This is a genomic window from Halomicrococcus pelagicus (assembly GCF_051917725.1).
Taxonomy (GTDB): domain Archaea; phylum Halobacteriota; class Halobacteria; order Halobacteriales; family Haladaptataceae; genus Halomicrococcus.
On sequence record NZ_JBQBLX010000001.1, the window covers coordinates 167802 to 189623 of the forward strand.

The window sequence follows — 21822 nt, forward strand, 5'->3', positions numbered from 1 at the left end:
AGATGGCAGACGACGAACCTGAACAGATCGAAGACATCAGCGGTGTCGGCGAGAGCAAGGCCGAAGCGCTCGACGAGGCCGGCTACGAGTCCGTCGAGGACGTCAAGGCCGCCAGCCAGGACGACCTGTCCGAAGTGGAGGGCATCGGCAACGCGCTCGCGGCCCGCATCAAGGCTGACGTCGGCGGCCTCGAGGTCGAAGAGGAGACGGAAGCCGAGATAGAAGAGGAGGAAGCGCCCGACGAGGAAACCGAAGAGGACGTCGAGACGGAACTGCAGCCCCGCGGGCTCGTGGAGAAGACGCCGGACCTCAGCGAGAACGAGGAGCGTCTCCTCACGCAGCGCAAGCGCGAGGGCAAACCGCAGTTCAACCGACAGGACTACCACAAGAAAAAGCGGACGCCGAAGTCCTGGCGACGCCCGCGCGGCAAGCTCTCGAAGCAGCGCCGCGGCGTGAAGGGCAAGGGCGACAAGGTCGACCCCGGTTTCCGCACGCCCGAGGCCGTTCGGGGCAAGCATCCGAGCGGCTTCGACGAGGTGCGGGTCCACAACGTCGACGACCTCGACGGCGTGGACGGCGACGCGGAAGCGGTCCGCATCGCCTCGAAGGTCGGCGCTCGCAAGCGCGAGCGCATCGAGGAAGTCGCCGAGGACGAAGGTATCCGCGTGCTGAACCCGACCTACGTCGAAGTGGAGGTCGAAGAATGACTGACCTGAGTGCACAGAAGCGACTGGCTTCGGACGTGCTCGACGTCGGCGAGAACCGCGTCTGGTTCGACCCGGAGGCTCAGGGTGAAATCGTGGACGCGATCACCCGCGAGGACATCCGGGAACTCGTCGACGACGGGTCCATCAAGGCGAAAGAGGCGAAGAGCAACTCCCGCGGTCGCGCCCGCGAACGTAGCGAGAAGCGGGCCTACGGCCACCGCACCGGTCCCGGTTCCCGGAAGGGGAAGTCGGGCGGTCGCCGGAACGAGAAAGAACAGTGGGAGAACCAAATCCGAGCGCAGCGTAGCAAGCTTCGCGAACTCCGCGCCCAGGGCGAGATCACCAACTCGCAGTACCGGGACCTCTACGACAAGTCGAAAGGCGGGGAGTTCCGTAGCGTTCGCTACCTGCTGAACTACATCGAGAACAACTACTAACAATGGCGACAGGACCACGATACAAGGTGCCGATGCGGCGCCGCCGTGAGGTCCGGACGGACTACCACCAGAGGTTGCGCCTGCTGAAATCGGGCAAGCCCCGGCTGGTCGCTCGCAAGAGCAACCGGCACGTCAGGGCGCAGCTGATCACTCTGGGCCCCGACGGCGACGACACGGTCGCGAGCGCATTCTCCGGCGACCTGGCCGAGTACGGCTGGGAGGCCCCGACGGGCAATCTCCCGAGCGCGTACCTCACCGGGTACCTGCTGGGCAAGCGTGCGCTCGACGACGGTTTCGAGGAGGCCGTGCTCGACATCGGCCTCAACACGGCGACGCCCGGCAACAAGGCGTTCGCAGTACAGGAAGGTGCAATCGACGCTGGCCTCGACATCCCGCACAACGAGAGCGTGATGGCGGACTGGTCGCGCAACCGCGGCGAGCACATCGCCGAGTTCGCAGAACAGCGCGACGAGCCGCTGTACAGCGGGGATTTCGACGCCACCGAACTACCCGAGCACTTCGACGAAGTGCTCGCGAACCTCCAGGAGGACGAATAATATGAGCCAACACAACGGCTGGGAACCCCAGACCCGGCTCGGCCGCAAGGTCGCCGAGGGCGAGATCGACACGATGGAGGCGGCGCTGAACTCCGGGCTCCCGCTGAAGGAGTCGGAGCTGGTCGACCAGCTCCTCCCCGGACTCGAAGACGAAGTGCTGGACATCAACATGGTCCAGCGCATGACCGACTCCGGTCGACGCGTGAAGTTCCGCTGCGTCGTCGCCATCGGCAACCGCGACGGGTACGTCGGCTACGCCGAGGGCCGCGACGACCAGGTCGGGGGTGCCATCCAGAAGGCCATCGACATCGCGAAGCTGAACATCATCGACGTCCCCCGCGGCGCGGGCTCGTGGGAGGACCGTAGCGACCGACCGCACTCGCTGACCCACCGCACGGAGGGGAAGGCGGGCAGCGTCACGGTCGAACTCATCCCGGCTCCCGCCGGACTGGGTCTCGCGGCGACCGACACGGTCCGCAAGATTCTGGAACTGGCGGGCGTCGAGAACGCCTGGACGAAGAGCCACGGCAACACCCGGACGACGCTGAACCTCGCGAAGGCGACGTACAACGCCCTCGAGAACGCCTCGCAGGCTCGGGGGCCGCGACGGACCCGACCCGACGAACCCGAGGAGGTGGCCGACTGATGCAAGCGGTCGTCCAGATCCGCGGCGAGGTCGACATGAACGGCAGCATCCAGGACACCCTGGAGATGCTGAACATCCACCGGGTGAACCACTGCGCGCTGGTGCCCGAGACCGACGCCTACCGCGGGATGATAACGAAGGTCAACGACTACGTCGCCTACGGCGAACCGGACCAGGAGGTCCTGGAGACGGTGCTCTCGACGCGCGCCGAACCGCTCGAGGGAAGCGACGACGTCGACGACGAGTGGGTCGCGGACAACACCGACTACGACGACGTCGCCGGTCTCGCGTCGGCGCTGCTCGACGAGGAGACGACGCTCGAAGAGGCGGGCCTGACGCCGGTGCTGCGGCTCCATCCGCCGCGCGGCGGCCACGACGGCCTCAAGCACCCCACCAAGGAGGGCGGCGAACTCGGAAAACATACAACCGAGGAAATCAACGCGCTCCTGAAGGCGATGAGATAACAATGACAGACAAGAAACGACGACAGCGTGGCTCGCGCACGCACGGCGGTGGCAGTCACAAGAACCGCCGCGGTGCCGGCCACCGTGGCGGCCGCGGTAACGCGGGCCGCTCCAAACACGAGTTCCACAATCACGGACCGCTCGGCAAGCACGGCTTCAAGCGCCCCGAGGACGTCCAGGAAGAGGTCAAGACGATCTCGGTGCAGAAGTTAGACGAGGACGCCGCGCTGTTCGCGGCGGAGGGCGACGCCGAGGAGACCGACTTCGGCTACCGCCTCGACGCGCGCGACGTCGTCGAGGACGGCTGGGAAGCCGATGTCGTCAAGGTCCTCGGTAACGGTCGCGTCCGCAACGAACTGGAAGTGACCGCCGACGCGTTCTCCGCGAGCGCGGTCGAGCTCATCGAGGAGGAGGGCGGCGACGCCGTCCTCAGCGACCGGGCCGAGGAAGCTGAAGCCGAAGCCGAAGGCGAAGACGAGCCGGAAGAGACGGCAGAGTCAGAGGAGTAACACATGGGATGGAAGGAGGCCGCTGAACCGGTCCTGACTCGGATGCCCTCCGTCCGTCGGCCAGAGGGGCACGTCCCCTTCAAGCGCAAGCTGACGTGGACGGGCGGCGTCCTGTTGTTGTACTTCTTCCTGACGAACGTCACCCTGTACGGCGCGAACCAGACGACCGACATCTACGGTCAGTTCCGGTCGCTGCTGGCGGGTGGTCAGGGGTCGGTGCTGCACCTCGGTATCGGACCTATCGTCACGGCGAGCATCGTCCTGCAGTTGCTCGGCGGTGCTGACCTGCTAGGGCTGGACACCGACGACCCTCGCGATCAGGTGCTGTACCAGGGCCTCCAGAAATTGCTGGTCGTCGTGATGATCTTCCTGACCGGACTGCCGATGGTGTTCGCGGGCGGGTTCTTCCCGACCGACCCACAGCTAGCCGGTAGCTTCCCCGGCGGGTCGTTCGGCGTCAAGTGGCTCATCTTCGCCCAGATATTCGTCGGGGCCATCCTCGTCCTATTCATGGACGAGATAATCAGCAAGTGGGGCGTCGGTAGCGGCATCGGGCTGTTCATCGTCGCCGGCGTGAGCCAGAAGCTCATCGCGGGTCTGTTCGCGTGGCAGGGGCTTCCGAACACCAACCCCGGCCTCGTGCCGCGGTGGATCGCTCTCATCACCGGAAGCGCCGAGAACGTCCCGTCGCTGCTGACCGGCCAGGGCATCCAGTACCTGCTGCTGGGCGGCGGTCAACTGCTCGCGCTGGTCACGACGGTGCTCATCTTCGCTATCGTCGTGTACGCCGAGAGCGTCCGGGTCGAGATTCCGCTCAGCCACGCGCGGGTGAAAGGCGCTCGTGGTCGCTTCCCCGTGAAGCTCATCTACGCGAGCGTCCTGCCGATGATCCTCGTTCGTGCGCTCCAGGCGAACATCCAGTTCCTCGGGCGCATCCTCAGCAGTCAGCTCGGCGACCTGCCGGCGTGGCTCGGCCAGTACAGCAACGGACAGCCCATCGGCGGGCTGTTCTACTACCTCGCACCCATCCGCGGCCGCGAGCAGTGGATGTGGTGGACCGGCTCGGTCGCCCAGGAGCCGTGGCAGGTACTCCTGCGCATCGCCATCGACCTCGGGTTCATGGTCATCGGCGGCGCTATCTTCGCCATCTTCTGGGTCGAGACGACGGACATGGGGCCGGAAGCGACGGCGAAACAGATCCAGAACTCCGGGATGCAGATTCCCGGATTCCGCCAGAACACGGGCGTCATCGAGAAGGTGATGGAGCGGTACATCCCGCAAGTCACCGTGCTCGGCGGTGCGCTCGTCGGACTGCTGGCCGTGCTGGCGAACATGCTCGGCACCATCGGCGGCGTCTCCGGGACCGGACTGCTGCTGACGGTCTCCATCACGTACAAGCTGTACGAGGAGATCGCCGAAGAGCAGCTGATGGAGATGCATCCGATGATGCGCGAGATGTTCGGCGGATAGCGGCATTCCTCGCGGAAACCCCTTTTATTCCGATGCTCGATGCGCCGAGCGTCGGCTCCGTTCGACCGTAAGCCACACCGCCTCCGCGTCAATTACACTCTCGACGTCGACCGGCGAAGACAGCGAATCTGCCACCATCGCTGGACGCTCGAACCGATTTCACCGGCGAGTCGATCAGTCGTCCGACTTCAGCGGTGAAGAATTGGTGAGGTAGGCGCCCGCGCTCAGACCGAGCCCGCCGACGAACGCAAGTGGCGATTGCCAGCCGTACTCTCGGATAGATTGGACTGAGCTGTCTGACGTGCTCGCTGCGGATGCTGCGTTCGCAACCCGTGTCTCCCTCGAAGTCAGCGATTCGACGTCGTTAGCGGAGGCGGAAGTCGATCGCGGAGCACCGGATGTGATTGTAGTACTTTGGTTGGTGGTGCTCATCGGATCGTTCTTCACCGTCCTAGCTCCTTCGTCAGGGACCGATTCACCGCACTCGGTAGCTTCGAACTTCGATAGGTACGCACCGCCCATAAGCTCATCAACGAGCAGGAAGAGACTATCGTTGACGACACTAGGGGGCGAGAGTATCCGGCCCGGGTTGGTGATGCCGGACACCCAGCGTTTCGTACCCGTCTCGGCGTCCAGCGCATACGTGGCGTCGGTTTTCTTGTATCTCCCAGCGAAGTACACCGTCTCGTCGGTAACGGTCGGTGCTGCCTCGGCCTGGATGGGAGTTTCGAACCGCCAGAGTTCCTCTCCGGAGGAGCGGTCGAACGCGTACAACGTGCTGTGAGAGTCGAAAGGGTCGTCTTCACTCATAGCGGGTCCGGAGAAGTAGCTCTCTCCGTAGGAACGGGTGAGGACGTACACCCGAGATTCGTCGACGGCGGGAGTGCTAATGTAAGGGTTCCTGCTGACGGTGATCGTTCTGCCCTCTACGTTGGTGTACTCCGTTGTTTGCGCCGTCCCGCGCGTCGGTGCGGGCGAACGCCACTCGACGCTCCCATCGGTTCCGGAGAGCGCGTAGACCGTTAAAGATGGATCCTCGACGGACGTTCGACTCGTCACGTAGAGCCTATCAACCGTTGCAGCGGTACCGACTATCTGATTGGTGACCTCTGCTTGCCATCGTTTCTCTCCCGTTGCAGTATCGCGAGCGGCGATGGATCCCGTCTCGGAGGCTCGGTCCCAGTAACGGAAGTACACAGTGTTCCCAGCGACGCCCAACAACTCTCCCGGTTCGTCCACCTCCCAAGTCGTCTCGCCTGTAGCCGTATCGAGAGCGCCGCGTTCGAAATACACCCGTCCCTCGGTCGCCTCGACCGTGCTTGTGGAGAGGTCTGACCGGAGCCATCGAGTTTCGCCCGACGTCGCATCCAAGGCGTAGATGCCAGCGAGTCCCTCTTCTCGGTCCGGTTGCTCTGTCCCTCCACACCCGAAGTAGAGGGTACCGTCGTGTACCGAAGGTTCGGTGTTTGGAGCGCCCAGTGGAACGGTCTTCCCTGATTCAGCCTTCACTTGGTCCCGTCTCCACAGACGTCCTCCGCTTTCCGTGTCGTATGCGATCATCGCTCCTAAATGCAATCCTATCGACCTTATGGCGCCAAAATAAGCGACTCCATCTGCGATGACGGGGCTTTCAGAAGCGAGGTCTCCAGCGAGGTAGCTGGCGGGATCCTGCGTCCATCGTTTCTCCAGATAGGGTCCCGCGGGCCCCGCTGCCTTTGTCGCTCGCGTCCTCCCGGCGGTTCCCTGCGGTGCTGGCCATGCGTCCTCCGGTGTGAACGTATCGTCCGACTCGCGCGAAGCGGCGCTTCCACCGCCGCTACTTAGCAGCACACCGCCGGTTGCTGCGCCGGTCGCCTGAAGAAAGCGTCGTCGAGTGAGTAGTTCCATACCCTCCTTATTGTAAGCTCGAATGATAGCATTTATGTACGAAATTAAATTAAAATACGGAATGTATTGTGGATATTGTAGAGGAGACTAACGCAGCGCGGTTCCACTTCCATCGGCGATCGGTGAACGCCAACCGACGACGAGCGAGTTCCTCCTGTAGACCAGATGGGGTACTGACGGCGCGATGTTCCCACTGGTCGATACAAATTCACCGTCAGACGATCTAACTACCTGTTGGTCCGAACGTCCCTCCGTATCGAGGACGAAGAGTCGCAGTCCGTGCTCCACAAAGGATTTACCGTCGTACGCGAATCGCCGGAATGTTATGGCATACGTTAGACGAACCGCCACCCGTCTCGTTTGTAGTATCGCCCTCCTGCTCGGCCTGGCGTGCCTGTTCGGCGGGGACCCCGAGAGCACGTACTGACGCCGCGACCGCCGGCGTCGGTCTCGTCGACGACGCCGGGAACGGAGTGTTCGAGACGGTGCCGGTGATGCCGACGAACCGCGTCGCCGTCTTCGTTGGGAAGACGGCCGCCGAATGCGATTGAATAATCGCTCAGTCCGGATATTCCATTCAGTCCTGACGAACCGAACTACCGAACGGCCGATGTCGATTTCAGGCGGGAGGGAGAATCAGCGTACGTCATGGTGTTCAAGAAGATAACACTCATCGGAACCAGCGACGAAAGCTTCGACGCGGCGACCGACGACGCTATCGACCGCGCCGACCAGACGCTCGACAACGTCAAATGGATCGAGGTGAAGGAACTGGGCGTCGAACTCGCCAGAGCCGCGGACCGCGAGTACCAGGCGGAGGTCGAGGTGGCGTTCGAACTCGAAGACCACTCCGAGTAACCCTCAGGTCCGGAAGCTCTCGCCACAACCGCACTCCGAGACGACGTTCGGATTGTCGACGTGGAATCCGGCACCCTGTAGCCCCGTCTCGTAGTCGACGACGCTGCCCTCGATGTAGTTCATGCTCGCGGGGTCGACGAACACGCGCAAGCCGTGGTGTTCGTAGATGGTGTCGTCGTCCTCCGGTTCCCCGTCGAAACGCATCCCGTACGAGAGCCCCGCACACCCGCCCTGCTGGACGAACAGCCGGAGACCCGCCACGTCGGAGTCCATGTCCTCGCCGTCCAGCAGCGTGAGCGCTTGCTCGGCGGCGTCCTCCGTCACCTCAATCTGGGGGGTCGGCTCCCCATCGGGCGCGGTGTCAGTACTCATACTCACACCTTTTCGGAGCAGGATGTTAACGCTGTCGCCGCCTCGTCGGTGACGGTCGTCGACCGATCGCCGTCACTCCTCGAACCGCTTGCGAACGCTCTCGGCGTGGGCTTCCAGCCCCTCGGCTTCCGCCAGCGTCTCGATGGTGTCCCTGAGGTCCCCGAGCGCCGCCTCGTCCATGCGCTGGACGGTCGTCGAGCGCAGGAAGGTGTCGACGGAGAGCCCGCCCGTAATCTTCGCCAGTCCGTTCGTCGGGAGGACGTGGTTCGTCCCGGAGGCGTAGTCGCCCGCCGCGACCGGAGTGTACGGTCCGAGGAACGCGCTACCGGCGCTGTCGATGCGCGAGAGGATCGCCTCGTCGTCGTCGGCCTGGATGGAGAGGTGCTCGGCGGCGTACTCCTCGGCGAACAGGATGGCCTCGCTCGTCGAGCGCGCGTGGAACACGCCGCTTGCGTCGTTGTCGAGCGCCGCCCGGATGACGTCCTCGCGCTCGCGCTCGCCCGCCTGGCGGTTTATCTCGGCGGCGACCGCCTCGGCGAGGTCGGCGTCGTCGGTCACCGCGACGACGGCGGCGTTCGGGTCGTGTTCGGCCTGCGCGACCACGTCGCTCGCGACGAAGGCGGGGTCGGCCGTCCCGTCCGCGACGACCAGCAGTTCGCTCGGCCCCGCCAGGAAGTCGATGGCGACGTCGCCCTGCACCTCGGCCTTCGCCGCCGTCACCCAGCGGTTGCCCGGGCCGACGACCTTCTGCACGCGGTCGACGCTCTCGGTGCCGTAGGCGAGCGCGGCGACGGCCTGCGCGCCGCCGACGCGGTAGACCGCGTCCGCGCCCGCGGCGTGGATGGCGGCGAGCGTGATGGGATTCTGCTCCTCGGCGGGCGGGGTCGTCACCGCCACCTGCTCGACGCCGGCGACCTTCGCCGGGACGACGCCCATCAGGGCGCTGGAGGGGTAGGCGGCCGCGCCGCCGGGGACGTAGACCCCCACGCGCTCCAGGGGGCGGAACCGCCGGCCGAGTTCCCGGCCGTCGAAGTCCTCGCGCCAGTCCGCCGGAAGCTGTGCCTCGTGGAACGTTCGGACGTTGTCGGCCGCCGTCTCGATGGCCTCGCGCACGTCGTCGTCGACGGCCTCGTACGCGCGCTCGGCCTCGTCCGTGATGTCGAGGTTGCCCACCTCGACCTCGTCGAACTCGCGGGAGAACTCCCGAACGGCCACGTCGCCCTCCGTCCGCACCCGGTCGACGATGTCGCGCACGTCGTCCCGAATCGCCTCGATGCCGGCGTCGCGGTCGAACAGCGCCGACCGGTCGCCGGGACCGAGGTCCGCAATCTCCTGGACGTTCATACCCCGGCTTCGCGTGCCGGGCGAAAAACGGTTTCCTTCCGCGGGGACTCACTCCTCGCGCCGTCCCCCGTCGGACCGGCCACCCGCGGCGCTCCCCGGTCTGTCGGAGGGGACGTACACCGTCGGCCGCCGGAGGACGAACTCGTCGAGGAACGCCGTCACGACCGCGCCCGCCTCGACGGCGAAGTAGAGGGGGAGCGTGACGACCGCCGCGTACTCCCGGAGCGAGTGCGGGCGGCCGTCGAGACGGTCCCGCAGGAGGACGAGCGGAGGCGACGCGAGCGCGACGACGCCCGCGAGCGCCACCAGCGCCTGTTCGCCCGGGATGAAGGTGGCCGCGCCGCCGTCGGCGTGGCCGAGCGCGACGGCCGGCAGCGCGAGGACCAGGAGCGGGAGCGCGAGCAGCGACCCGAACGTCAGCGCGGCGTCGACGCGGGCGACGCGAGAGAGGTTCGGGTTCCGCGGGAGCGTGCCGACGTACCGCCGCGCGACCTGCATCCCGCCGCGCGCCCAGCGCTTGCGACGACTCCACCACGACGCCAGCGATTCGGGGTTGGTCTCCGCGGAGACGATGCCGGGGTCGACGCGGACCCCCCGTCCGCCGGCGTGGATGCGCGACGCGAACTCCACGTCCTCCAGGAGGACGCTCTCGTCGAACGGTCCGAGTGTCTCGAACGCCGTCCGGCGGAAGACGGCCAGTCCGCCGGTGAACAGCGTGAACCCGGACGCCACCTCGCGGGCGACGAACTCGCCGCGCTCGGCGAAGTGGCGCTCGACCGTCGCGTGGAGCGCGACGAGCGACCCGTCGGCGTTCGTCCCCCAGCACCGGCCCTTCACGCACCAGGCGTCGTCGTCCGCCCGGAACCACCCGACGGCCCGCCGGAGCGCGTCCGGTTCGGGACGCTGGCCCGCGTCCACGAAGGCGACGACGTCGCCCGTGGCGCGCTCCAGCCCGAAGTTCGCCATGGCGGCCTTCCCGCCGGGTTCGGCGTCGCGCCGGCACACCCGGAACCGCGGGTCGCCCGCCGTCGCCGCCTCGGCGACGCGTGCGGTGCCGTCCGTCGACGCCGCCTCGTAGCAGAGCAGGACCTCCAGCCGGTCGTCTGGATAGTCGAGTCGGCGACACGCCTCGACGGTCGCCGGTAGCGTGTCGGCCTCGTCGTACGCCGCGACGACGACGCTGACCGTCGGCAGGTCGGCGTCCCGGGGGTCGGCGGCTGTCGCACTCGGCAGGCTGGCGTCGCCCGGACCGAGGGCGGCCAGCGGACGGAACGCGAGCGCCGTCCCGAGGGCGGCCCGACTCGCCAGTCCTGCGAAGACGAGAACGACGAGCGTACCCAGCACCCGCCCGTACGCGGGAACGAGGACGACCGGCGTCGCGACGACGGCCGCGATCGCTCCCGAACTCGCCGCGTACGTCGCCGTCCGTCGCAACGCCGACTCAGTTTCCGATGACCGAACGTCCACCGGTCACTGTACCGTCCGTGGACTGAAACCGCTTGAGGCTGTTCCCGGCCCCGCACGTCGCGACCACCCACTCCCCGTCTCCCCCACCTCCTCGCCCCTCGACGATATGTTAAATACTTTCAACTGATACTTCGAACGCATAACCGATTCGATGACCGGAAAGCGTGGACCCACTCGTTCGACGGTACTGCCCCTCGCAGCGTTCCTCCTGATAGCGTTCGGGTTCACGTGGAGTTACAACGCCCTCTACGAGTTGCTCCTCGACGCCCGACTGTCGGGAACGACGCCGGGTCGAATCGTACCGTACTTCGGCGCGTGGGGACCGCTGATCGCGGTGGCCGTCGTCCTCCGGACGAGCTCCGTCTCCGTCGCCGACTGGTTCGACCGCCAGATACGGTTCCGTAATCCGCCGGAGTCGTACGTGCTGGCGCTGGTGCTTCCGAACGCCGTCCAGGCGGTCACGACGCTCGTCTACCTGTGGGCGGGGGTCCCCGTCGAGTTCTCCTTCCCGCTGGTGAACTTCGTCCTCGTGTTCGTCTTCACCCTCCTCCTGTTGGGTGCGCTGGAGGAGTTCGGCTGGCGCGGGGTCCTCCAGCCGTACTTACAGGAGCGGTGGGGTGCCCTTCCCGCGGCGCTCGCCGTCGGCGTCCTGTGGGGAACCTGGCACCTTCCACCGCTCCTCGCGGGGGACCTCGGGGGCATGGACCCGACCCTCTTTCTGGTCCACCTGCTACCGATGTCGGTCGTCATGGCGTGGCTGTACAACAGTTCGAGCGGTGTCGTGCCGGTGATGGTGTTCCACGCCGCACACAACGCCCCCGGCCGGTTCTCGACGCCGACCGGCACCGTGCCACCGGGCGTGTCCGAGGTGACGTATCCGGCCTACACCGTCGCCTGGATACTCGTCGGCGTCGCGTTCGTCGCCTACTACGGCCCGTCCCTCGCTGCCACGTCGGACGGCGGCGAGGACCCCGCCCCGGGACCGTTCCGCGCCGACTGAGAACCCCCCGTCGCCGCCCGTCTCTACGTTCCGTGGAAAGCGACCCTCTCGTCGGTCGAGACGACAACCGGACGACGGCGACTACTCGGCTGTCGACGCCTGCCGTTCGAGCACTCGCGTCCCGCTTTGGAGAAGCGAGTGCAAGTGGTCCGCTTCGTCGAACGTGGTTAGCCGTGCGTTCGGCAGTCGTTCGGCCATTCGCCGGGCGTCCTCCACCGGGACGTTCGCATCCCGTCCGCCGTGCCACAGGCGCACTCGTCGGTCGACCTCCGTTACCGGAAAATCCCACTCCCGGGCGAGCAGGCGGCTCTCGGTTACGAACCCCCGTCTGCTGCGTGCGAGCGCCTCGACGAAATCGCGTTTGACGAGTTCGGCGACGTCCTCGGACAGTTCGGCCTGGCCGTCCGACGTGGTGTACTGCGAGACGACGAAGGAGGGAGACGCTCGTTCGGCGAACCACCGCTGAGCTCTCAGTCCACCCCGCAGGAGGAGCGGTGCCGTCCCCGCCAGCGCTTCGAGGAGACGAAGCGCCGTCGGCCTGGTGGACCTGAGCGACGGCGGAGTCGCCCCCGCGACGACGTCGACTTCCCGAACGAGGTCTCCGTGGGTCGCAGCGAGTGCGAGCGCGTGCGGGCCGCCGCCGGAGAATCCGACGACGCCGGCGCGCGAGACCCCGGCGTCGTCCAGTACGGCGGCGACGAACTCGCCGGTGTCGGCGAGCGTCCGCGTCGGCCACGGCGACGAGCGGCCGTATCCCGGTCGGTCGAGCGCGAGCAGACGAACGCCGCTCCGGCGTGCGTCTTCGTCGAACAGCCCTCCGAGCAGACGCGACCCCGGCGTCCCGTGGAGGAAAACGAGCGGCGTGCCGTCGGACGCGCCGTACTCGGCGTAGGAAACGCTACGGCCGCCGTCCGTGGAAACGACCGCCACGTTTTCCCCGTCCAGCTCCGACCCGGTTCGCGCTCGCTCTGCACGTACGTCTTCCATCGGTGGTTGCTTCCGCACCCAGCGTGGAGGGCGTGGTGCCGGACTGATGCGGTGTTTTATGTCTCTACGTGTTCCAGCTCCGATATGAAACGGATTCGGTTCGGGGTCACCTATCCAACGGAGCTAGCGCATCCGATTCATCGTCGACTCGCGCGGGAGGACGCGGTCTCGCGCATGGAACTGTTGATGTGGGGGCCGACGGCCGACGTCACGACGCTCTCGTGGTACGATGCGGACCGGGAGACCGTCGCGGAGTTGCTCACCGCCGTCGAAACGGTCTCGACGAGTCACCTCGTCGAGGGCGACGACGGGACGTACGCGTTCGTCTCACAGAGGGAGTACGAGTTCGAAGACGACGTGCTCGAACTCGTCTCCCGCGCGAGGGTGGTCTTCCTGCCGCCGGTGACCTTCTTCGAGGACGGCGACGCGACGTTCGAGGCCGTCGGTGAGCCCTCGTCTTTGAGCGAGTTCCACGCCCGATTGAGCGAGTTGCTCGACGCTCGTATCGAACGCGTCCGCGATTTCCGGAGCGGGTCGTCGCCGTCGGACCTCACGGGCAGACAGCGGGAGGCACTGGAGGCCGCGATGGCCGTCGGATACTACGAGATCCCGCGAACGGGAACCGTCGAAGACGTCGCGAAGGAACTCGGGTGCGCTCCGAGCACCGCCGGCGAACTGTTGCGGAAGGCGGAGTCCGCCGTCGTCGCCGACTACACGTCCCGGAACGCGGTCGTTGCGAACTCGCGGTAGAACCGTCCGGTCAGTCCCCGTCGTCCGCGAACCACTTCGCGAGGCCGGCGCTGGTGGCCATCTCGACGACGCCGAAGGCGACGGCGGGGAGCGACGCGACGGTCGGGAGCCCGGCCGCGATGACGAGGGCGGCCGCGACGGCGAAATCGCGCATGCCGACCGTGAGAACCGACGCGACGCGCGCCGGGCGGGCAGCCCGCCGCCCGACCAGGAAGCCGACGCCGTACCCGAGACCGTTGAGGACGACGGCGCCGACGCCGACGCTGGCCAGCAGGGACGCGTTCGAGCGAACGACTGCCGCGTTGGCGGCCGTAACGCCGCCGATGATGAGTATCACCATCACCGCCGACACCGACGGATAGTAGGCGTCGTACCGGGCGACGCGCTCGGGTTGCCAGGCGCGTACGCCGACCGCGACCAGCATGGGTGCGACGACGGCCACCACCAGCTGCTCGACGATCGGAGCCGTCGGAACGTCGACGCCGCCGACGAGGACCGCCACGACGGCCGGTATGAAGCCGACGCTCCCGACGCCGACGACGACGAGCGCGGTCGTCGAGAGTGCGGTATCGCCGTCGGCGAGTTCGGTCATCACCGGCGTCACGAGTTCCGGGGTGACCGCTCCCAGGACGACGAACCCCACGGTCAGTTCCGGCGACAGGCCGAGTCCGCGGGCGATTCCGAACGCCAGGAACGGCATGGTCACGTGTCCGGCGAGCACCGCCCCGAGCGCTCGGGCGTCGACCTGACGGAACCGTTCGACCGACAGCGTCAGCGAGATGCTACCGATCATCACCGCGAGGACGAGCGTCGACGCTCGCGTCACCACCGCCAGCCGGGGGACCGCGATACCGAGTCCGACCGAGAGCAGAATCCACAGGAGGAGGTACTCTTCGATGAGGTCCGTCAGGGCCATTCCGGGTGTCTCGTGTGAAGTCGTCGAAGCCATCGTATCACGTCGTCGATTCCGAACCGGGGCGAACTATCGGTGCCGTCATCGACCGCCGGCCGCTGACGGGGACGGCACGCAATCAGTTCGTCGCCGGTCGGCTCTTTCGCGTCTCGCCGGAACCGACGGGGACGATGGACTGGGTCACAGGACCGGAACGCGGCGTCCACGAGAATCGTATCTAGCCACAGGCCTTTTGGCTCGCTCCTCCATCGTAACAGGTGACGCTGAAACGACGGTGTCGATTTCGTCCCAGCAAGTATCCATGTATACGGAATCCCGTGAAGAGATAGCCGAGCCGAGGGAACCGGAGGTACCGAACCTGGACGATTTCGCCGGCTACGAGGACGGAGAGAGCTACGTCGTCTGCGACAAAACGAACGCGAAGGCGTGGGTTCGTTCGGACGTCACGGAGACGCCCTCCCGCTGACCGATTCGGCATCCCGACCCGTCATCGTTGGGGGCCGTGGTCCATACGGACCGGCAGTCCTGCCCGTAGAGCCGCGGGTGGCGGCAGCGTCGGAGGTCCGGACGCGGAACTGCGGGAATCGATTCACCGGCAGTCCTCGCAGACGTACTCCGTTCTCGCGCCGAGGTGCTCCGGGTCCGGACGAGCGACGTACTCGCCGCACTCCCTGCACCACGTCCAGTAGACCATCCGTTCGTGTTCCGCCACGTACGCGGACGAACTCTCGTCTCTCGCGTCACGGCGAATCTCGACGTGTGCGTCCGTCACTGCCGTCACTGTGCCGTCGATGGACGCGTGCTGGGTGTTGCTGATGGCGTCCTTCCCCGGGACGGCGATCATCTCGCCTTCGGTAACCTCGGCTCCCTCTCCGACTATCGGACGGCTCTCGACGACCACGTCGCCGAAGTCGGGGTTGGTGATGAGCGGAATGCGGACGACGTCGGGCTCGATTCTGGTCGGTTCGGTCTCGTGGTCGCCCGACCAGTCGTACGCGTTGAGGACGTTGACTCGCCCGTCGCCGAGCGTGTTCTCGGCGACCACCTCGTCGTCGAGCACGAGCACGCAGTTCGTCCGCTTTTTCACGCCGAACTCGGCGGGCGACCCGTCGACCTCGAAGCACCAGCCCGGACCGCCGTCCGCGAGCGTTTCGTCGTCCAGTTCCGCGGACGACCTGCCGGCGGCCTCGAGAAGCGTCGCGGCCGGCGTTCCCACCGGCACGTCGAGGAACCGATGGCGGGGGACGTTCCCGTCGACGTGAACCAACTTCCGCGTCACGGGGTCGCCCTCGTCCAGCGCGCGGAACACGTTGTGCATCGTCTCGGTGTTCTGGACGATCCACCCGTGGTCCATCGGCAACTCGTCCTGCAGGACGACGTCGGCGACCAGCCTGAGGAGCACGTTCTCCATCCCGTACTCGTACCTGTCTTCGGTGTAGGCGAACACCACGCCCGACTCGTCGTCGGGGTCGAGCGGGAGCTGTTCCGGCGCGTACACCGTGCCGTCCACGACGTCTTCCAGTTCCCTCGTCCATCGCTCCCGGTCGGTCTCTTTCGCGCAGACGACGACCAGTTCGAGCGCCTGCTCGAGGAGCGCGTCGAAGAACGACGCGAAGTCCCCGGCGCGGGACCGACCGAGCCACTTGTCGACGTAGTAGTTCGGCTCGCTCTCCTGATGGTTCACCAGGAGAAACGAAACGTCGTCGAGGTGTTCCCACTTCGCGTGCGTCGGAAATCCTGCCCCGCCAGCCCCCGAAATCCCGGCGTTACGGAGCGTCGTGGCGATCTCCGGCACCTCCGCCCGTCCGAACTGCTGGAGGTTTACGCTCATTGTCCCGTTCTGAACGTCTCTCCAGCAGTACCATAACATTTTTGATAACCGTAACGATATTGAGAAGATTGTTAGACAATGTCAACCAATAGGGCGGGACGACGGCGATATCTCGGAGGCGACGTCCAGTGACGGTCTCGACCCGGCGTCGTGGCGTGGACAGATCGTCGGTGTCCAGTCATCCGGGGCCCGAGACGTCGGCCGGGAACACCAGACAGATATCCGATAGTTAATTGCCCGTCCCTTCGAAGCGACGGCATGGACGGGAGATTCGTCTCCGGGACGACGATTCGAACGGAAGCGGTGAGCGGTCGGCTCTATCCGGGCCTCGGGGACGGCCCCCACCCGGGCGTGCTCGTTCTCCACGGGGGCGGTGGCGCGCGCGGATACGAACAGACGTACGCCGCGATGCTCGCCGAGCACGGCTACACGGTGCTGTGCGTCGAGTACTTCGGCACGTCCGGCGTTCGGGACAGACTGCTGGAAGTTCCGCTGGAAGAGTTCGGACGCGCCGCCGACTGGCTCCTCCGACGCCCCGAAGTCGCCGGCGAGCAAGTCGGCGTCGTCGGATTTTCCAGGGGCGGTGAGGCGTCGCTACTGGTCGGTTCGCAGTTCGACGCGGTCGGCGTCGTCGTCGCGTACGTTCCGAGTTGCTACGTCTGGCCTGCCCCGTCCTGGATGGACGGTGTCGGCGAAGGCCAGCCGACGTGGACGCTCGCGGGAGAACCGCTCCCGCATCTCCCTGTCGACGAGTACGTCCACGAGGACGACGATATCGGCGACCCGCTGGAAACCGAGGAACCGAACGCCTCGACGCTGGCTCTGGAGCGTTCGACGACCGAGGAGAAAGAACGGGCCGCGATTCCCGTCGAAGATATCGAAGGGCCGGTGTTGCTCGTCTCCGGAGGAAAGGACACCGTGTGGCCGTCGGCGGAGCTGGCGGACCGCGCTACCGACCGCCTCGACGACCACGACCACCCCTGGCGGTTCGAGCATCTTTCCTTTCCCGACGCCGGTCACGCGATTCGAGTCCCCTACCGATTCGAGAGCGACGCTGCCCCGGAGGAGACCCACAAGTTCGGTGGAACGCACGAGGCGAACGGGCGCGCCGCTGCTCGCGCCTGGCGCGCAGCGCTCGAGTATCTCGAGCGAGTGTAGCGGTACTCCTCGCACCGCGACGCCCCTCACCGGCGTCGTGCCGGAACGGGTTCCGGCGGAGACGCCGCGAGCGGACGAGCCGAGGCGGTACCGGGGCGTCGACGCTGCTCTCGGCGCTCGAAGGAGCCGTCTCGGGACGTCGGTCTACGATCGCAGGTTGCGGACGAACCCGGTCTTCTCCTCCCGGTCGAACCCGCAGCTCTCGTAGAACTCGTGCTTCCACTCCTTCTCGGACCCGGTCAGCAACATGATCTTGTAGCAGTCCCGACTCTCGGCTATCTCGGTCGCCTTCTCCAGACAGAGCGTTCCGAACCCGTTCCCCCTGTACTCTTCGTGCGTTACGACGTTCTCGATCACCCCGAACGGTCTCGCGTTCCTGGTCAGGTTCCTGGTGATCGACAGTACGCACGAAGAGACGAGTCGGCCGTCGTGTTCGACCACGACGATCTCGAGCGACTCGTCGTGTAGCATGTCGCGCCAGTGTTCGTACAGTTCCTCGTCGCGCCGGAGTTCGGGGTCGTCCGGATTGAGCATCCGGTACAGCGTCAACAGCTCGTCCAACTCGTCCTCCCGAATCAGTCTGTCCGTCGCCATGGTGTCTTTTGATTAGTAGCGACTCTGCCCGCTACTAAGCGGTTCGGTACCCTCCTCGTGCTGGTCGATTTGCGTTCGCGGGACTCGTCAGTACGCGTTCTGATAGCGCCGAAATGTACGCCCGGAACACTAACTTCCAGCCTCATCCCGAGGCGGCGTGCCGCGTCGGCTGGCAAACCCTCGTGCCGGGCGGGTTGCATAGCGCAACCGGAGCGGGTCGCGGACGACGCCGCGACCGACCGCGTTCGATGTCGCGCACCCGGGTTCTCCGCGCTGTCATCGCGCCCGAACTGGGCGTGCTCGGGCGGGGACTTGAGGTGCGCACTCCTAAATTGGGACTCGACCAGTTAAGACCTTCCGGGCTGTCGACGCGCCCCGGGACCGGCGAGAATCGGTCGGCCGGCGCGACCGTCGTCAGTCCGAGGGGCGCTGGGGGACCCGCGGTCGCGTGGCGTCGAGGACCGCGCCGGGGGTCAGCCCGACGTCCGACCAGGCCGGGAGGACGCCGGCGTCGTCCGGCGGGGCGACGGCGTCCGCGTAGGTGGCGACCTGCTCGCGCTCCGCCGCGGGGTCGTACGTCAGGCCGTTGTGGGCGGCGTCGGCGGCGTACTGCCGGACGAACCGGTCCGCCGTCTCGCGGTAGCGCCGGGCGAGCGAGGGGTAGTCCGGGTCGACGCTCTCGGTCTCACAGACCCGGAACAGCGCGTCCGCGACGCCCTCGCTCATCGCCGAGAGACCGTCCGGGCCGGCGACGCCCCGGTGGTCGTGCTCGTAGCGGCCCAGGTCGACCTGCGCGGTGCCGGCGAACCCGGCGTGGGCGAACGCGTCGCCGAGCGTCCCGACCTCCAGGCCCCACTCGCGCTCGACCCGGAGCGAGCGCGCGAGGTCGGCGGTCAGGCCGAACTCGCCCGCCAGCGCGTACCGGAACGCGGCGAGATACTCGAGGACGGCGGCGTCGTGGCGCTCGGCGAGGGCGGCGACGAGCGGTTCGTAGAAGAGCCGGAACAGCCGTCCGTAGAGCCGGTCGTCCTCGACGCGTGCGTAGTAGCCCTTCGTGAACGAGAACTCGCCGGTGAGGGGGGCGAGCAACCGCGGCACCCACGACGCGTCGTAGGTCTTCGCGTCGGCGTCGTGGACGACGACGTAGTCGGCACGCTCGGCGGCGACGCCCAGCGCCAGCCAGACGTCCCGTCCCTTGCCCGTCGCGCCGTCGAGGCCGTGGCGGGCGAGCAGGTCCCCCGTCCGCGGACCGTTGCACCACAGCAGTTCGAGCGGGAGGTCGAACGACGCTAGCCACTCCCGGAACGCCGCGACGCGTTCCGAGGGCGCGCGGAGCGGCACGACGACTGCGCCGGGACCGACCGCTTCCAGTTCCGCGAGGACGCGCTCGGCCGCCCGAGTTCCGCACTCGCGGTCGGTCATCGGCACGACGACGGCAGCGTCCCCGGTCGGCGCGTCGGGCACGTCGCCGGTCAGGTCGTGGAGCGTCGTGACCCGCTCCTGGACGTACTCCATCGAGAGGGGGTTGGGTCAGGGTTGTCAAAAAGGGAATGGAATCGGCACCGCGTGGGTCGTTTCTCGGACCGACCCCGGTGCTCGCAGGGGCCGACCGGGGCGGTCAACTCGTCGCCGCCTCCGTCGGCAGTCGGTCGGTCGCGTGCAGTGCCAGGAGGACGCAGAGGATGGCGACGAGGCCGACGGCGAACGACCGGAAGACGAACTCGAACGCGAAACCGGCGCTCGTCAGCGTGCCGACGACGGAGCTCCCGGTGGCCTGGACGACCATCATCGTCCCGCTGTAGATGGCGTAGGCGCTGGCGCGGTTCTCGTCGGGGAGCGAGTCGAGCAGGTACGTGTCCAGCGCGGGGAAGAGGCTGTGGATGACGTAGCCGAGCACGACCGACACGACGACGACGCCGACCAGTCCGCCGACGGCGGTGAGCGCGAGCAGGCAGGCGACGAAGCCCCCGAGAATCGACAGCATCAGCGGAACGTAGGGCAGGCGGTCGGCGAGCCGCCCCGTGAACCAGAACGCGGGGACGCCAGCCGCGAAGAGGACGGTGAGCATCGTCCGCGCGGTGGCCGGCGCGATGCCCTTCGTCTGGAGGTAGGTCGGGTAGAAGTTGAAGAGACCGTTCCAGACGAACCCCGTCGCGCCGATGATGGCGACGCCGCTGGCGATGATGGGCCACTGGCGGCGCAGGGCGGCGAGCAGCGCGCGGTCGGCCGACCCGGCGTCCGGGAGGTCGGTGCGACGCGCGACGACGAAGAGGACGGCCGTGGCGACGGCGGCCGCGACGCCGATGCTGGCGAGCACGAGCCGCCAGCCCGTGACGTCGGTTCCGACGAGTTCCAGACCGGCGGTGCCGACCCTGGCGAGCACCCAGCTGACGAACAGCGGGGCGGCGACGGCCGCGAGCTGGCTCGCCGTGCCGTGGATGCCGATGGCGCGGCCGACCGCCTCGGGGTAGAGTTCGCTCACCAGCGGGTTCGCGGCGATGAAGTACGCGCCGCTGGCCAGTCCCATCAGGAACGCACCGGCGCCGAGCACCGCGATGGAGTTCGAGAACGCGGTGAAGCCCGCGCTGGCGGTGAGGACGACGCCAGTCGCGAGGACGACGTGGTGGCGGGGAATCCGCGTCAGCAGGTAGCCGGTCGGGATGCGCGGAAGCGCGCTCCCCAGCCACGCCAGCGTTGCGATGAGTCCGACGGTCGCGTCGCCGACGCTGAACGCCGCTTTCAGCGGTTCGAGGAGCGGCGCGAACACCACCCGCGCGAAGTTGACGAGGAAGACCATCGAACTCAGCGAGACGAACAGGCGACGACGTGACACGAGAATGGATTTCGTGGCGGTCGATTCAAAGGTTCCGGAACGGACCGTCGTGTCGGAGATTGCCAACCGAGAACGGTTCGAAGGGACCGCCGGGCGCGACTGTGTCGGCGTCTCAGGGCTCCCGCGCCATCATCACCTCGTCGACGAATTCTTCGCCGACGAGATAGTGGTCTTCGCGGACCGCCTCGGTCTCCCAGCCGTGGTCCTGGAGCAGGTCGATGGCCGTCTCGTTGGTCGCCGGCACGCTCTGGTACACCTTGCGGTAGTTCGCCTCGTCGGCCCAGTCGATGGCGCGCTCCAGCAGGCGGCTGCCGATGCCGTGCTCGCGGTACCGCTCGCGCACGCCGACCGTGAGTTCGCCGGTGTGCCGGAGCTTGTCGAGTTCCGGCGCGTCGACGTGGACCCAGCCGGCGATTTCGCCCTCGCCGTCGGACCACTCGTCGCCGCCGTCCTCGTCGGACGCCACCTCGCCGACGAAGAACATCCGCGACTTGCGGTCGTTGTGCCGGAGGAGCGCGCCCTGCTCGTCGATTTCGGCCGCGACGCGTTCGCCGGCAATCGACGTGCCCTCCTCCGCCACCTCGCGGATGGCCGCCGCGATGCCCCGGCGGTCGGACTCCCGGGCCGGCCGGATGCGGTACGTGAGGTCGCCTTCCGTGTACTCCTCGGTCCCCTCGTCGAAGGCGAGGTGGAGCGTGCCGTCGCGCTCGACGAGGTGGCCGGCCTCGACCATCGCGTCGACGTGGTCGTGGAACTCCTCCGGGGGGAGCCGAACGCGCGGCTCGGTCGTCCCCGAGCGCGCCGGCTTGGACCCGGCCGGCGCCGGCACCCGGATTTCGTCGCGAACGTCGTCGACAGTCGTCGTCCCGCTCCGCTCGACGTGACGGTAGATGCGTCGCTGCACGTCGTCGTCGAACTCGATGTCGCCTGGGGCTCCCATAGCGAGGGGTCCAACGTCGACCGAGTTATCTCTTTTCGCTCCGTCCGTCGGTGACGTTTCGAGGACCGGTCCGGGCTCGTCCCGTCGAGGTCGGACCG

General features: G+C 67.1%; 24 protein-coding genes. 13 read left to right on the forward strand and 11 right to left on the reverse strand.

The genetic code is table 11. From position 1 onward, the window contains the following. The first annotated feature begins 2 nt into the window (after positions 1–2). Genes ACTF4R_RS00900 through secY form a run of 7 tightly spaced genes read left to right on the forward strand, consistent with a single transcriptional unit; the run spans position 3 to position 4790 of the window. Complete coding sequence (locus ACTF4R_RS00900; protein ID WP_440005509.1) at positions 3–707, forward strand: 50S ribosomal protein L32e; 705 nt, start codon at positions 3–5, stop codon at positions 705–707. Next, positions 704–1144: a 50S ribosomal protein L19e gene (locus ACTF4R_RS00905; RefSeq protein ID WP_440005511.1), complete on the forward strand. Its 441-nt coding sequence runs from the start codon at positions 704–706 to the stop codon at positions 1142–1144. Before ACTF4R_RS00900 ends, ACTF4R_RS00905 begins: the two co-directional genes overlap by 4 nt. A gap of 2 nt (positions 1145–1146) precedes the next feature. Then, complete coding sequence (locus tag ACTF4R_RS00910) at positions 1147–1701, forward strand: 50S ribosomal protein L18 (RefSeq protein WP_440005513.1); 555 nt, start codon at positions 1147–1149, stop codon at positions 1699–1701. Position 1702: 1 nt separating this feature from the next. Continuing rightward, on the forward strand, positions 1703–2347 hold the full coding sequence (locus ACTF4R_RS00915; protein WP_433623620.1) for a 30S ribosomal protein S5: 645 nt from the start codon (positions 1703–1705) through the stop codon (positions 2345–2347). Beyond that, positions 2347–2811: a 50S ribosomal protein L30 gene (gene rpmD / locus ACTF4R_RS00920; protein ID WP_440005515.1), complete on the forward strand. Its 465-nt coding sequence runs from the start codon at positions 2347–2349 to the stop codon at positions 2809–2811. Before ACTF4R_RS00915 ends, rpmD begins: the two co-directional genes overlap by 1 nt. Positions 2812–2813: 2 nt before the next feature. After that, complete coding sequence (locus tag ACTF4R_RS00925; protein WP_440005516.1) at positions 2814–3320, forward strand: uL15m family ribosomal protein; 507 nt, start codon at positions 2814–2816, stop codon at positions 3318–3320. Between the two features lie 3 nt (positions 3321–3323). Then, entirely contained in the window at positions 3324–4790 is a 1467-nt protein-coding gene (secY, locus tag ACTF4R_RS00930; protein ID WP_440005518.1) for a preprotein translocase subunit SecY, read from the forward strand. 174 nt (positions 4791–4964) lie between these two features. Here secY and ACTF4R_RS00935 read toward each other — a convergent pair whose 3' ends face one another. Continuing rightward, positions 4965–6677 (reverse strand): outer membrane protein assembly factor BamB family protein, encoded by a 1713-nt coding sequence (locus ACTF4R_RS00935; protein ID WP_440005519.1) that lies wholly within the window; start codon positions 6675–6677, stop codon positions 4965–4967. 648 nt (positions 6678–7325) lie between these two features. On the opposite strand from ACTF4R_RS00935, the gene ACTF4R_RS00940 reads away from it, so the two are divergent. Further along, a complete protein-coding gene (locus ACTF4R_RS00940) occupies positions 7326–7535 on the forward strand; it encodes a dodecin (protein ID WP_113275385.1) in 210 nt (69 codons plus the stop codon). 3 nt (positions 7536–7538) lie between these two features. Here the strand turns inward: ACTF4R_RS00940 and ACTF4R_RS00945 are convergent, their stop codons facing one another. The 3 genes from ACTF4R_RS00945 to ACTF4R_RS00955 all read right to left on the reverse strand — a co-directional run bounded on the left by ACTF4R_RS00945 (position 7539) and on the right by ACTF4R_RS00955 (position 10718). After that, positions 7539–7907 carry a HesB/IscA family protein gene (locus ACTF4R_RS00945; protein WP_433623632.1) on the reverse strand — a complete coding sequence of 123 codons (369 nt, stop codon included), beginning with the start codon at positions 7905–7907 and terminating at the stop codon, positions 7539–7541. A gap of 72 nt (positions 7908–7979) precedes the next feature. After that, positions 7980–9251 carry a histidinol dehydrogenase gene (hisD, locus tag ACTF4R_RS00950; protein WP_440005521.1) on the reverse strand — a complete coding sequence of 424 codons (1272 nt, stop codon included), beginning with the start codon at positions 9249–9251 and terminating at the stop codon, positions 7980–7982. Between the two features lie 48 nt (positions 9252–9299). Next, positions 9300–10718, reverse strand: a complete 1419-nt coding sequence (locus tag ACTF4R_RS00955) for a glycosyltransferase family 2 protein (RefSeq protein WP_440005523.1) — start codon at positions 10716–10718, stop codon at positions 9300–9302. A 151-nt stretch (positions 10719–10869) separates the two neighbouring features. Between ACTF4R_RS00955 and ACTF4R_RS00960 the strand changes: the two genes are divergently transcribed. Then, a complete protein-coding gene (locus tag ACTF4R_RS00960; protein WP_440005525.1) occupies positions 10870–11718 on the forward strand; it encodes a CPBP family intramembrane glutamic endopeptidase in 849 nt (282 codons plus the stop codon). Positions 11719–11799: 81 nt separating this feature from the next. Here ACTF4R_RS00960 and ACTF4R_RS00965 read toward each other — a convergent pair whose 3' ends face one another. Then, complete coding sequence (locus tag ACTF4R_RS00965; protein ID WP_440005527.1) at positions 11800–12705, reverse strand: alpha/beta fold hydrolase; 906 nt, start codon at positions 12703–12705, stop codon at positions 11800–11802. 84 nt (positions 12706–12789) lie between these two features. On the opposite strand from ACTF4R_RS00965, the gene ACTF4R_RS00970 reads away from it, so the two are divergent. Continuing rightward, on the forward strand, positions 12790–13455 hold the full coding sequence (locus ACTF4R_RS00970; RefSeq protein WP_440005529.1) for a helix-turn-helix domain-containing protein: 666 nt from the start codon (positions 12790–12792) through the stop codon (positions 13453–13455). Positions 13456–13465: 10 nt separating this feature from the next. On the opposite strand, the gene ACTF4R_RS00975 is transcribed toward ACTF4R_RS00970, so the two are convergent. Continuing rightward, positions 13466–14371, reverse strand: coding sequence for a bile acid:sodium symporter family protein (locus ACTF4R_RS00975; protein ID WP_440005530.1), 906 nt, complete (start codon positions 14369–14371; stop codon positions 13466–13468). 14 nt (positions 14372–14385) lie between these two features. Between ACTF4R_RS00975 and ACTF4R_RS00980 the strand changes: the two genes are divergently transcribed. Continuing rightward, positions 14386–14589 carry a hypothetical protein gene (locus ACTF4R_RS00980; protein WP_440005532.1) on the forward strand — a complete coding sequence of 68 codons (204 nt, stop codon included), beginning with the start codon at positions 14386–14388 and terminating at the stop codon, positions 14587–14589. 80 nt (positions 14590–14669) lie between these two features. Further along, positions 14670–14834 (forward strand): DUF7331 family protein, encoded by a 165-nt coding sequence (locus ACTF4R_RS00985; protein WP_440005534.1) that lies wholly within the window; start codon positions 14670–14672, stop codon positions 14832–14834. Positions 14835–14957: 123 nt separating this feature from the next. On the opposite strand, the gene ACTF4R_RS00990 is transcribed toward ACTF4R_RS00985, so the two are convergent. Beyond that, positions 14958–16199, reverse strand: coding sequence for an NADH dehydrogenase subunit (locus ACTF4R_RS00990; protein WP_440005535.1), 1242 nt, complete (start codon positions 16197–16199; stop codon positions 14958–14960). 258 nt (positions 16200–16457) lie between these two features. On the opposite strand from ACTF4R_RS00990, the gene ACTF4R_RS00995 reads away from it, so the two are divergent. Further along, positions 16458–17357, forward strand: coding sequence for an acyl-CoA thioester hydrolase/BAAT C-terminal domain-containing protein (locus tag ACTF4R_RS00995; RefSeq protein ID WP_440005537.1), 900 nt, complete (start codon positions 16458–16460; stop codon positions 17355–17357). A 144-nt stretch (positions 17358–17501) separates the two neighbouring features. Here the strand turns inward: ACTF4R_RS00995 and ACTF4R_RS01000 are convergent, their stop codons facing one another. From ACTF4R_RS01000 to ACTF4R_RS01015, 4 genes are all read right to left on the reverse strand, one after another. Beyond that, complete coding sequence (locus ACTF4R_RS01000) at positions 17502–17951, reverse strand: GNAT family N-acetyltransferase (protein WP_440005539.1); 450 nt, start codon at positions 17949–17951, stop codon at positions 17502–17504. A 414-nt stretch (positions 17952–18365) separates the two neighbouring features. Then, a complete protein-coding gene (locus ACTF4R_RS01005) occupies positions 18366–19466 on the reverse strand; it encodes a glycosyltransferase family protein (protein WP_440005541.1) in 1101 nt (366 codons plus the stop codon). Positions 19467–19569: 103 nt separating this feature from the next. Next, positions 19570–20748, reverse strand: a complete 1179-nt coding sequence (locus tag ACTF4R_RS01010; protein ID WP_440006655.1) for an MFS transporter — start codon at positions 20746–20748, stop codon at positions 19570–19572. Between the two features lie 148 nt (positions 20749–20896). Beyond that, entirely contained in the window at positions 20897–21724 is an 828-nt protein-coding gene (locus ACTF4R_RS01015; RefSeq protein WP_440005543.1) for a GNAT family N-acetyltransferase, read from the reverse strand. Positions 21725–21822: the final 98 nt, after the last annotated feature.